Consider the following 11500-nt stretch of genomic DNA (forward strand, 5'->3'; position numbering starts at 1 on the left):
GCAGACACTATTACCTCAAAATTATACCATAATGAATTATTTTTTTCTTGTCAAAAGTGATCCTGCCAATAAAAAAGTTGGCAGTGCAGACATCCCGATGATCAGCAGCCAATCAATTGGTGAAATCGCGACCGTTTTAAAAATCGGCTGAAGGGGCGGATAATAAATGACCACAAGCATGAGTAAAAGCGATGACAAAACCGCACCGATCAAATAGAGGTTCCCAAATGGATTACGTTCAAAAATGGACCGTTCACTACGGCAGTCAAATACATGAATGAGCTGCGCCAAAACAAGCGTACTAAATGCGACAGTCTGCGCATATTGCAGGTTGTTTGGATCGCGGTGATATACAAATATAAAGGCTAAAAGGGTCGCAAGTCCAATGAGGAATCCTCGGGAGATGACCTTCCAGCCAAGCCCTCTAGCAAAAATACCCTCTTTCATATTCCGCGGCTTTCTCTTCATGACATCGCCTTCTGGCTTATCCATGCCAAGTGCCATAGCAGGTAGACCATCTGTAACAAGGTTTACCCATAAGATTTGTATAGGAACGAGCGGCAGCGGAAGCGCGAGGAGCATCGCAAACAGCATGACCAAAATTTCTCCGACATTTGATGCCAGCAAATAGCGGACAAACTTACGAATGTTTTCATAAATATTTCGGCCTTCTTTAATGGCCGATTTAATGGTCGCAAAGTTGTCGTCAAGTAAAATAAGAGAAGACGCTTCCTTGGCTACGTCTGTACCAGTGATGCCCATGGAGATGCCGATATCTGCTTGTTTAATGGCAGGCGCATCATTGACCCCGTCACCTGTCATCGCTACAACATGACCATTTTTTTGATAGGCTTTGACAATTCTCAGCTTATGCTCAGGGGAAACCCGGGCAAAGACGTATACATTTTCAACCGTTTGCTCAAGATCTTTGTCGCTCATCTGATCAAGCGCTTTTCCGTCGAGCACCTGTCCTTGCTTCGGTAAAAGGCTTAAGTCTTTTGCGATCGCTTTGGCCGTTTCCACGTGGTCCCCTGTAATCATGACCGTTTTAATGCCAGCATCCCGGCACTCTTTAATCGCTCGTCTGACTTCAGGACGCGGTGGATCAATCATGCCCTCTAACCCGATAAATGTTAAATCAGCTTCAGCCTGCTGTACAGAGGTGATTTTCTCTGTCAGACCGACTTTTTTATACGCAATAGCAATGGTTCTAAGCGCCTGTCTTGCTAAACCTTGAATCGCAGCTTCTGTTTCTTGCTTGTGAGTGGTTGAAAAAGAAGCTGTGCGTCCGCCGTGCATGATATGACTTGAACGGTTCATTAGTACATCCGGCGCACCTTTTGCAATGACATACCGCTCTTTTTGATTTGTTTCAACGACGACTGACATCATCTTTCTTTCTGAGTCAAAAGGAAACTCCTCAATGACATGAAATCCAGCTTCGATGAATTGCTCTGTAAAACCCGCTTTACGTGCTGCGGTAAGGAGCGCTCCCTCTGTCGGATCTCCATCAAGCCTCATCTCCCCGTCTTTTTCAACAATAGTCGATGTATTACAAAGCGCCCCGTATAATAACACCTTTTGCAGGCTTGGATGCTTGTCGGCATGGACGATTTCCCCGTTTAAGGTAAAGTCACCGGATGGCTCGTAGCCTGTGCCAGAAATATTCCACGTTTTTCCCTCTGCCCACACATGGGTCACGGTCATTTTATTTTGCGTCATGGTTCCTGTTTTATCAGAGCAAATGATTGACGCGCAGCCGAGTGTTTCCACCGCCGGGAGCTTTCTGACAATCGATTTTTGTTTGATCATCCGCTGCACCCCTAGGGAAAGGGCGACAGTGACAATCGCCGGCAGTCCTTCTGGAATCGCCGCCACAGCAAGAGATACACCCGCTAGGAACATATGATACAATTCATGTCCTTGCACAACACCGAGAACAACAACGAGCACCGTTAAAAATAAAGCAGCCACAATCAGAATTTTCCCAAGCTGCTCGAGACGCCTTTGCAGCGGCGTTTCCATATTACCTGCTGCATCCAGCATGCCGGCAATTTGTCCCATTGCTGTATTCATTCCTGTACCAATGACAACCCCTACGCCGCTGCCTCTAGTGACAAGCGTCCCCATAAAGGCCATGTTCGTCAAATCACCGAGTGAAACATGGCCGCTTGAAAGTGGACTTGCGTGTTTGACTGCTGGGATTGACTCACCAGTGAGGGCGGACTCCTCAATTTCTAAGCTCTTTGTTTCTAGTAATCTAATATCTGCCCCAATCCGGTCTCCGCTTGAAAATTTCACAATATCCCCTGGCACGAGATGTTTAGACGGGATCTTGACCCATTCATTATTTCTCCTTGCATACACGTGAGGAGTTGATAATTCCTTTAACGCTTGAAGGGATTTTTCCGCCCGGCGTTCTTGATAAAAGCCGAGTACACCATTAATCAAAACAATGGCCACAATCGCAACAGCATCAATGTATTCTCCTAAAAAGGCAGAAATGATTGTTGCTGCAAGCAAGATTAACACCATGAAATCTTTAAACTGTGCTAAAAAAATGATCAGAGCCGACGCCTTTTTTCCTTCCTGCAATTCATTTGACCCGTGTTTTTCAAGCCGCTTTTGTACATCTTTTTCTGACAGTCCGTCACCTATCGATGTATTCATTGTTTTTAATAAATCGGTTTGGTTCAGTTCATGCCAATTCATTTGACCTCGTCCACTCCTCTTTTGTTCTCTCTCATATGCAGTGTTCTATAAGCCAGTTTATTCAGACTCGTCCTAAATCATGCTATAATAATAAGACTGCCTAAAGAACGAAAAAACGGAAGGTTCTTTCAGTAGATTTGTGTGAAAGAAGAGGGTGTATCCAACATGTCATTTGACGGCATTTTTACATATGGTATGACAAATGAATTGCAAAAGGCATTAACTGGCGGAAGGATTTCAAAAATCCATCAGCCATATAAACACGAGCTGATTTTTCATATTCGAGCAAACGGGAAAAATCATAAGCTCCTTTTATCGGCTCATCCGAGCTACGCGAGAGTGCAGCTCACAGAGCATCAATATGACAATCCAAGCGAACCGCCAATGTTTTGTATGCTTCTCAGAAAGCATCTTGAGGGCGGCTTCATTGAACGTTTTGAACAGATTGGATTTGACCGGGTGATCGTGCTTCATGTGCGAAGCCGAAATGAAATCGGCGATGAACAGACGCGTAAACTTTATATTGAAATCATGGGACGTCATAGCAACTTCATTCTTGTAGAGGATGGAACGCAGCAGATCATTGATGGTCTGAAACACCTTTCTCCATCTGTAAACAGCTATCGAACGGTGCTTCCTGGTTATGAATACCTACTGCCGCCTGCACAGCAAAAATTGAATCCTTTTGACGTGACAAAGGATGATATTTTGAAGCATTTACGCTTTCAAGAAGGAAAGATCGCCAATCAAATTGTCGATACCTTCTCTGGGGTTTCCCCGCTGTTTGCAAAGGAAGCAGTACACCGGGCCGGTCTTGCCAATCAAGAAACGATCCCAAATACACTGCTCGACATGTTTCAGCTCATTCGCATGCATTCTTTTACGCCGCAGCTTACAAGAAAAGACGGGAAAGAGTATTTCTATTTATTAGAGCTTCAGCATGTCCAAGGCGAGATGAAGACATTCGACTCACTCAGCCAGCTGCTTGACCGCTTTTATTTTGGAAAAGCTGAGAGAGACAGAGTCAAACAGCAGGCGGCTGACCTTGAACGGTTTGTCGTCAATGAAAAAAAGAAAAATGAAAACAAGCTGAAAAAGCTAAAAAGAACCCTTGAAGAATCTCAAGATGCACACAAATATCAGCTCTATGGCGAATTGTTAACAGCCAATTTATATGCGATCAAAAAAGGGGATAAAGAAGCGACTGTCATCAATTATTACGATGAAGACGGCGGAGAAATTACGATCCCGCTTAAAACAAACAAAACCCCTTCTGAAAATGCACAAGCATACTTTACAAAATATCAAAAGGCAAAAAATGCAGTAGAAGCTGTAAATGAACAAATTAAGCGAACACATGAAGAAATTGCTTATTTTGAAGAGCTGATTCAGCAGCTGTCCTCTGCTTCTCCGAAGGACTTAGAGGAAATGAGAGAAGAGCTTGTTGAAGGAAAATATTTGCGCGCCAAACAAAAGCGTCACGCCAAAAAGAAAAAACCGACGGCCATTCAGCTTGAAACGTACGAGTCTTCCGAAGGCATTCCAATTTTAGTCGGAAAAAACAACAAACAAAACGAGTATTTGACTACAAAGGCAGCTGCTCGTGATGATATTTGGCTGCATACAAAGGATATTCCTGGATCACATGTCGTCATTCGTCACCAAGCACCTGATGAACAAACGCTGCTTGAAGCGGCTCAAATTGCCGCCTACTTTTCGAAGGCAAAAGAGTCTAGCTCCGTTCCTGTCGACTATACAAAAATCCGGCATGTGAAAAAACCGAACGGAGCAAAGCCTGGCTTTGTTACGTATGATCAGCAGCAAACATTATTTGTCACGCCTGACGAAGATCTTGTGCTCAAGCTGAGAAAATAAATAAGAAAAGCCGATAAAATCCTGACATGAGGATTTATCGGCTTTTTCTTTGTCGCTTTTTTCTTTCGATGTAAAGGGCATCAAGTGCATCAATATCCTCTTGTTCAAGCAAGGATTCAATTGCCGCCGCCAGCTGTTTTGTCCGGGCGGGGCTTGCACCGCTTGTAGAGACTGAAATCGTCACTTTTCCTGCTTTGACAACCTTCGGCACCATCACATTGCCTAGCTCTGATTGGCTCACACAATTCACGAGCTGGTGAGGCTGTGCTGTTTGTGCAATCCATTCATTTACCGAAGGGTCATTTGTCGCAGCTACAATGAAAAATGCATCCTTCAAATCTTCAGCATCTACCTTCTTTTCCTTCCAATTCAATTGGTATGTATCAATGAAGTGTGCCATCTCTTCAGAAAGATTAGGACTGACAACGGTTATATGGCAAGGCTCCGTGCACAGCGCCTTTGCTCTTCTTAACGCCACAGATCCGCCGCCGGCAATGACCACTTGTTTATTGGTTAAATCAAGATGGACTGGAAGCATGGCTTTCTCCTTGGAAACAAAATGCATCGTCTTTGTTTAAAATGGTTTCTTGCACGCGTTCAATATAAGCTGCTTTAACATGCGGATGAAAGCCAATATACCGGCATACCCGGACATCTTTCAGCCGCTTTCTCGCCTGAGCGGCTTCACTTTCAATTTCTTTCATTAAAATTCCGGTAAACAGCAAGTAAGGAACGATATAGACAGGCCCATCGTCATCTGCTGATAACTGCGCAAGAACATCTCGATAATTGGGCTCACATGCTGTAATAAAACACGGAAGAACCTCTGCATACGGAAGCAGACTTCGGACATCGTCTGCAATGCCAAACACATCTCGCTTCACATCCGGATCAGAGCTCCCGCGGCCAATTAAAAGAATCCGCGCCCGCTCGCCTTGATATCCTGCTTCTTCAATTCTTGCGGAAACCGCTTTTGTTACTTCTTGATTCACCCCGATTGGCTTTCCATATGTGACCTTCACTTGCGGAAATCGCGCGCGCACTTTCTCAATTTCGACCGGTATATCCGATTTAGCATGCATGGCAGTTAAAAGGAGGAGCGGGACGATGGCAATGTGTGTCGCTCCTTTTTTCACACAGGCCTCAAACCCTTCTTCTATAGAAGGGTCCGTCAGCTCTAAAAAACAAATTTCTTGTATATCTGCTTTCACTAACGGCATACAGCTTTTCATAAAAGAAATGGCCTTATCTTGCGCCTCTTTTACTCGGCTTCCATGCCCAACATAAAGGACAGCTTGTTTCATTCGGCTCCTCCCCCTCACTTATTTCATCAGACGAAAAGACACGATGTATGTACGTGTCTTTTCTCTATCATTCTCATTTCTCGATTAATGCGGGTTCAAACCAGTTCAGTTTTTGATGAAAATGAACGACATCTCCAACAACAATTAAACTTGGATGCTCGATCCCTTCTTTTTCAACGGTTTCAGACAGTGTCGCCACAGTGCAGCAAGTTGTCTTTTGCCTCGTCGTGGTTCCCCAGTGTATAAATGCAGCGGGTGTTTCTGGATCCCGTCCATTTTTTAAAAGCAGGCGCTGCACTCTTTCCACGTTTTTGACACCCATGTAAATCACAAGAGTATCAATCCCTGTAGCCAGCGCCTCCCACTTTTCTTCAAAATGTTCATCCTTTTGATAGTGACCCGTGACAAAAGCAACATTTGAGCTGAATTCACGGTGTGTCACAGGGATGCCCGCATAAGCAGCCGCTGCAATACCAGAAGTAATTCCTGGGACAACCTCATACGGAATTCCGTGCTCAGCTAAGCATTCGATTTCTTCACCGCCGCGGCCAAAGACAAAGGGGTCGCCGCCTTTCAGCCGAACGACAACGTTCCCTTCCTTTGCATGAGCCACAAGCGCTTCATTGATGGCTTCCTGTCTCATTGTATGATGATTTGGCAGCTTTCCGCAATAAATCAATTCCGCCTCTGGTTTGGCGTGGGCGAGAATGTCTTGATTGACAAGACGATCATATAAGATGACATCTGCCTGCTGTATCGCCTTATGGGCCTTTAATGTAATTAAATCTGGGTCTCCGGGTCCAGCACCCACAATGTATACTTTCCCCATCTTGCTTTTCTCCCCCTGCCATCAGGCGATTATTTCGTTGTTGCTTTTACATAATCAACAAGACGCTGTTTGGATTCCTCACGGGATAATTCCCCTGTATCTAAGACGAGCTCAGGCGCAGCTGGCTCTTCATATGGTGAATCGATTCCAGTGAAAAATGGAATTTCGCCGTTTCTCGCTTTTTTATATAACCCTTTTGGATCACGCTCTTCACACACGTTCAGATCACATTTGACAAACACTTCGTGAAATTCCCCATCTTCGACTAACTGTCTGACAATGTGGCGGTCTTCTTGAAATGGAGAAATAAAAGCAGTGATGACAATCGTACCTTGCTCCACAAATAATTTCGCCACTTCTCCGATTCGGCGGATGTTTTCTTTTCTGTCGTCATCTGAAAACCCTAGATCTTTATTGAGTCCGTGCCGCACGTTATCGCCATCAAGAACTGTGACTTGATAGCCTTGTTCAAACAGCTCTCTTGCAGCTGCATTTGCGATCGTTGATTTACCCGATCCGCTTAAACCTGTAAGCCAGATAATGCCGCTTTTATGCTTGTTTTTCTGTTGATATTCTTTTTTTGTAATAGATGCATCATGCCACACGATATGTTCGTTGCTCATGTCATACCCTCCCTTTAAGATACCGTCGTTTTTAATCCTTCGATTAATGTTTCAATGACTTCTTTTCGGCTGAACGTGCTTGGTGGTAATTCACCGTTTCTCAGCATCGTTCGAACCTTTGTACCTGAAAGAATGACATGCTCGCTTTTGTCGTGAGGACACGTTTTTGGTGTGGCCATCGCTTCACATGTATTACAGTAGAAGCTGTGTTCAAATTTTAATGGAGTAATGCCGATTTCTTCGCTTGTAAATTGATCAAATAGTTCCTGCGCCTCGTATGTGCCGTAATAGTCACCAACACCTGCATGATCTCTTCCGACAATAAAATGGGTGCAGCCATAATTTTTACGAACAAGCGCGTGAAATATTGCTTCCTTTGGTCCCGCATAACGCATTGCAGCAGGAAAAACACCTAAAAAGACGCGGTCTTTTGGATAATAACCATTCAATAACACTTGATAGCTTTTCATTCTCACATCTGCCGGGATATCGTCAGATTTTGTTTCACCGACAAGCGGATTTAAGAATAAACCATCGACCGTTTCTAATGCTGTTTTTTGAATATATTCATGCGCACGATGAACCGGGTTTCTCGTTTGGAAACCAACAATGGTTTTCCAGCCGTTTTCTTTAAAATGACGTCTTGTTTCTTCTGGCTCATACGTAAATTGAGGGAATGGTTTTTCACTGCGTTTCGTCAGTGTAATTTTCCCGCCAATATAAGTATCACCGCGTTCAAATAATTTTTTCACGCCTGGATGATTGCGGTCATCAGTTTTATAGATATTTACCGCTTCTTTTTCCTTATCTGGTGTGTATTGATCCTCTACTTCAATGACCCCATATACAGTTCCATTATAAGATAAGCGCACGATATCGCCTTGATGGATTTCCGCCGCCTTTTCTTTTGTCACTGGCAGTGTAATAGGAAGAGACCAAACGACACCACTTGCTAGCCGCATACTGCTCACAACTGCTTCATAATCAGCTTTTGTTAAAAACCCTTCAATTGGACTATATCCGCCAATTGCAATGAGTTCAAGGTCGGCAAAGGAGATCGCATCTAGTTCAATTTCCTTTGCAGCTGTGCTGAGATCATATTCTTCATTTACTCGATTAATTAATACGCCACCATGTGGTGTTAAACTCATTTGTTCATCTTCCTCTCAATGTTCATATTTATTAGATGTTAATAGTCGGATTTGTGATTAAATCCCGCCGCCCTGTTCATGAATAGAGCTGCTCTCATTTTTGACTGCCTTCATCAGACTCAGCGCACCAAGTGAGGCAAGCAGTACACTCATCATGATAAAGATAGAGTAATAGTCTCCTTTTAAGAAAAGGCTCACCAGCAAATACGATAGGCTGAGTGATAAGAAGGGTGACACCACCCACACTTTCAGCATTTTTTTCACAACATGTTTGTGAAAAATGTTTGGCCCGCCTTTTGCCATTCCAAGCCCGATAATAGACGAGGAGGTGATTTGCGTAAGCGGAACAGGCAGCCCAAAAATAGAGCTGACGATGACAAGCCCGGCACCGGTACTCGAAAGTAAAATCCCTTCACCCGTTTGATAGCGGGTAATTTTCTTTCCGTTTGTTTCTAGTACCCTTCTCCCAAGCAAAAGCGCACCAAGTGCAACAAAGATCCCGCCGTAAAGAGTTCCTTGCCCGACTGACAAAACGCCTGACGCGACAAGCGGGCCGACCGCATTTGCGACATTGTTCATACCAGCTGAAAACGCCTCTAGAAATCCGCTGAGGATTAATACGACAGATAAAATAGCTGTGCCTTTTTTAGACAGCTTCCGTTTAGGGAACATTCTGATGATTTTGACGACAGCAAAGGTAAAAAGAAAGGCGAAAATCGGGATGATCACCCAAAATGCCACAATCACTAAAATGGATTTCACAAACAATACTTTATACGCGACTGCCACACCAACCACAGCCCCTACTGTGACCTCACTTGTTGATAAAGGAATCGCCATCAGATTCGCTATGAAAAGTGATAGCGCAGCAGAACCAATGATAATACAAACGATTTCAAGTGTAATGACTGATTCTGGCATAATACCAGAGCTGATCGTTTTGACGACCTCACCGCCGCCAATCACTGAACCTGCTAAAATCCCAACTGCACAAACGCTGAGCGCATAAATGGGCTTTTGAATCGCACCTGACCCGTACGCAATGCCCATAGAAGCAGCTGCTCCGCTTGCGCCTATGTTTAAAGCAAAGAATAGACTAAATAAAATTGCGGCGATTTCCATACATTATGCTCCCTTACTCATGTAATCCGCACTCTGTCTTTGCTGTGCCTGACCATCTGCCAGAACGCAGATCATCTGCAGTAAATGCTGGTTGTGTACACGGTGCACAGCCGATACTTGGATATCCCTGGTCATGCAGCGGATTATAAGTAAGTTCCTCTCTTGATGCATATCTCCATATGTCCTTCCACGTCCAATGGATAAGCGGACATACTTTCACTGATTTGAATTTTTCATCCTTATTTAAGAAATTCGTCCCTGCTCGTTTTGGTGACTGCTCTCTTCTTAAACCGGAAAGCCATGCTGGATAACCAGATAGGGCTTCTTGCAAAGGAATGACCTTACGCATATGGCAGCAGCTTTGAGGATTTGTTTTCCATAATTGTTCACCGTGCTGCTCATTTTGCTGTTCAACCGTCAGCTCAGGCGTTTTCAGTTCAATGTCTAAACCCGGGTATCTTTCCTTTACCGCATCAATTGTGTCGTATGTTTCTTTAAAATGCAGACCTGTATCTAAAAAGACAATTTTCGCATCTTTTTTTACTTTTGCAATCAGATCAATCAGAACGATGCCCTCAATCCCAAAGCTGCACGCATATACGAGCTGGTCACCATAATGACCGTACGCCCATTTCAGTACAGACAGGGCACCTTTATACAAATCATCTTCTTGAAATGTAATGGACGGCTCTTGCCAATTTTCATAAGTTAACATGATTTCTCCCCTTCCGGAGTACAGCTCATATTGCTTTTTTCCGCACTACTTCAATCTAATTTTTTCGTTTTTTTCCACTTGAATCACTTGACCGTCCTGAACAATTAACGTAATTGAACCGAATTTCATATCCCCAATCAGTTCTTGCATATGCTTTACTAAGTCCTCATCCTGATTTTGTTTCACTTCCATCTCCTCTTCCTCCTCACCGTTAAAATAAAAAAACTTTCTTTCAGTCCGAAAGAAAGATGAGGAAGCTCACGATTTCCTTATCTTTCAAAATAGAATCATTTTGCAGGAAGTAGCACCTTGCGAATCGCAGGTTGCCGGGTTTCATCGGGCCAGTCCCTCCACCTCTCTGGATAAGAGTTTCAATTTGTCTTAAATATTAACACAATTCAAACAAAAGTCAACCCGACTTTATTGATAGGATTAGTTTTTATTAAAATTTGAGTCTATTTTACTATTTTTACCTAAATAAAAAACTGTGCGGGCAGGCACAGTTTTTGTTAACGATGGGCTTTAACTTTTCAGACCGTTTCTTCCATCCAAGATTCTGAGGAAGGATCTTGTCTCCAGCGTTTTAGTTTGTTCATCGCAGCAGGCTCAATCGCTTTCAGTTCAAGTGCCACGTCTGTCAATGTGTCATAGTCTGTTAGGGTGACATATGGAATATTTTTTTCTTGAAAGGCTGCCGCTGCTTTTGGCAGTCCGTATGTGAAGATCGCGGCAACTCCTAGTACCTCGCAGCCCTCATCTTGAAGAGCAGCGACCACTTCAAGCACACTGCCTCCTGTGGAAATAAGGTCTTCTACGACGACAACCTTTTGGCCTTTTGATACGGCCCCTTCAATTTGATTTCCTTTTCCATGTGCTTTCGGCTTACTTCTGACATAACACATCGGGATGTTCAAGCGGTCTGCTGCTAATGCCGCATGAGGAATGCCTGCTGTTGCAGTACCCGCGACAACCTCTGCTCCCTTGAAATGAGTGAGAATTAAATCTTTTAGACCTTCAGCAATGTCGTGTCTCACTTCTGGATATGACAATGTCAGGCGGTTATCACAATAGATCGGTGATTTTATACCGCTCGCCCATGTAAACGGTTCGTCTGGTTTTAATGAGACCGCTTTGATTTGTAATAGATGTTTCGCGATTTTTGATTTCAT

The 11500-nt window shown here is 43.8% G+C and carries 11 protein-coding genes and 1 riboswitch; of the genes, 1 reads left to right on the top strand and 10 read right to left on the bottom strand.

Features of this window, described 5'->3' with window-relative positions; translation table 11 throughout:
- Positions 1 to 36 precede the first annotated feature (36 nt).
- Positions 37 to 2712 carry a calcium-translocating P-type ATPase, SERCA-type gene (locus QSJ46_RS10870; protein WP_285604710.1) on the bottom strand — a complete coding sequence of 892 codons (2676 nt, stop codon included), beginning with the start codon at positions 2710 to 2712 and terminating at the stop codon, positions 37 to 39.
- 165 nt (positions 2713 to 2877) lie between these two features.
- Between QSJ46_RS10870 and QSJ46_RS10875 the strand changes: the two genes are divergently transcribed.
- Entirely contained in the window at positions 2878 to 4587 is a 1710-nt protein-coding gene (locus tag QSJ46_RS10875) for an Rqc2 family fibronectin-binding protein (protein ID WP_144490572.1), read from the top strand.
- 34 nt (positions 4588 to 4621) lie between these two features.
- Here QSJ46_RS10875 and QSJ46_RS10880 read toward each other — a convergent pair whose 3' ends face one another.
- The 9 genes from QSJ46_RS10880 to pyrE form a co-directional block, all read right to left on the bottom strand.
- Positions 4622 to 5125 carry a precorrin-2 dehydrogenase/sirohydrochlorin ferrochelatase family protein gene (locus QSJ46_RS10880; protein ID WP_047202134.1) on the bottom strand — a complete coding sequence of 168 codons (504 nt, stop codon included), beginning with the start codon at positions 5123 to 5125 and terminating at the stop codon, positions 4622 to 4624.
- Positions 5106 to 5891 carry a sirohydrochlorin chelatase gene (locus QSJ46_RS10885; protein ID WP_285604711.1) on the bottom strand — a complete coding sequence of 262 codons (786 nt, stop codon included), beginning with the start codon at positions 5889 to 5891 and terminating at the stop codon, positions 5106 to 5108. Before QSJ46_RS10885 ends, QSJ46_RS10880 begins: the two co-directional genes overlap by 20 nt.
- Before the next feature lie 73 nt (positions 5892 to 5964).
- Positions 5965 to 6720, bottom strand: coding sequence for a uroporphyrinogen-III C-methyltransferase (gene cobA, locus QSJ46_RS10890; protein ID WP_047202132.1), 756 nt, complete (start codon positions 6718 to 6720; stop codon positions 5965 to 5967).
- Positions 6721 to 6749: 29 nt separating this feature from the next.
- Positions 6750 to 7343 (bottom strand): adenylyl-sulfate kinase, encoded by a 594-nt coding sequence (gene cysC, locus QSJ46_RS10895; protein WP_064498420.1) that lies wholly within the window; start codon positions 7341 to 7343, stop codon positions 6750 to 6752.
- 14 nt (positions 7344 to 7357) lie between these two features.
- Positions 7358 to 8494 (bottom strand): sulfate adenylyltransferase, encoded by a 1137-nt coding sequence (gene sat / locus QSJ46_RS10900; protein ID WP_039178416.1) that lies wholly within the window; start codon positions 8492 to 8494, stop codon positions 7358 to 7360.
- A 57-nt stretch (positions 8495 to 8551) separates the two neighbouring features.
- On the bottom strand, positions 8552 to 9616 hold the full coding sequence (locus tag QSJ46_RS10905; RefSeq protein WP_047202130.1) for a sulfate permease: 1065 nt from the start codon (positions 9614 to 9616) through the stop codon (positions 8552 to 8554).
- Between the two features lie 13 nt (positions 9617 to 9629).
- A complete protein-coding gene (locus QSJ46_RS10910; protein WP_047202129.1) occupies positions 9630 to 10331 on the bottom strand; it encodes a phosphoadenylyl-sulfate reductase in 702 nt (233 codons plus the stop codon).
- Between the two features lie 45 nt (positions 10332 to 10376).
- A complete protein-coding gene (locus QSJ46_RS10915) occupies positions 10377 to 10481 on the bottom strand; it encodes a DUF2292 domain-containing protein (protein WP_369810469.1) in 105 nt (34 codons plus the stop codon).
- A 116-nt stretch (positions 10482 to 10597) separates the two neighbouring features.
- Positions 10598 to 10700, bottom strand: a riboswitch (SAM riboswitch).
- Positions 10701 to 10861: 161 nt separating this feature from the next.
- A complete protein-coding gene (gene pyrE / locus QSJ46_RS10920) occupies positions 10862 to 11500 on the bottom strand; it encodes an orotate phosphoribosyltransferase (RefSeq protein ID WP_039178408.1) in 639 nt (212 codons plus the stop codon).

Origin of the sequence: Bacillus sp. YKCMOAS1 (genome assembly GCF_030268125.1) — a bacterium.
GTDB lineage: Bacteria > Bacillota > Bacilli > Bacillales > Bacillaceae > Bacillus > Bacillus safensis.

Excerpts from the sequence above, each read along its gene's own strand:
- QSJ46_RS10870 (WP_285604710.1), bottom strand. The coding sequence starts at position 2,712 with ATGAATTGGCATGAACTGAACCAAACCGATTTATTAAAAACAATGAAT.
- QSJ46_RS10875 (WP_144490572.1), top strand. The coding sequence starts at position 2,878 with ATGTCATTTGACGGCATTTTTACATATGGTATGACAAATGAATTGCAA.
- QSJ46_RS10880 (WP_047202134.1), bottom strand. The coding sequence starts at position 5,125 with ATGCTTCCAGTCCATCTTGATTTAACCAATAAACAAGTGGTCATTGCC.
- QSJ46_RS10885 (WP_285604711.1), bottom strand. The coding sequence starts at position 5,891 with ATGAAACAAGCTGTCCTTTATGTTGGGCATGGAAGCCGAGTAAAAGAG.
- cobA (WP_047202132.1), bottom strand. The coding sequence starts at position 6,720 with ATGGGGAAAGTATACATTGTGGGTGCTGGACCCGGAGACCCAGATTTA.
- cysC (WP_064498420.1), bottom strand. The coding sequence starts at position 7,343 with ATGAGCAACGAACATATCGTGTGGCATGATGCATCTATTACAAAAAAA.
- sat (WP_039178416.1), bottom strand. The coding sequence starts at position 8,494 with ATGAGTTTAACACCACATGGTGGCGTATTAATTAATCGAGTAAATGAA.
- QSJ46_RS10905 (WP_047202130.1), bottom strand. The coding sequence starts at position 9,616 with ATGGAAATCGCCGCAATTTTATTTAGTCTATTCTTTGCTTTAAACATA.
- QSJ46_RS10910 (WP_047202129.1), bottom strand. The coding sequence starts at position 10,331 with ATGTTAACTTATGAAAATTGGCAAGAGCCGTCCATTACATTTCAAGAA.
- QSJ46_RS10915 (WP_369810469.1), bottom strand. The coding sequence starts at position 10,481 with ATGCAAGAACTGATTGGGGATATGAAATTCGGTTCAATTACGTTAATT.
- pyrE (WP_039178408.1), bottom strand. The coding sequence starts at position 11,500 with ATGAAATCAAAAATCGCGAAACATCTATTACAAATCAAAGCGGTCTCA.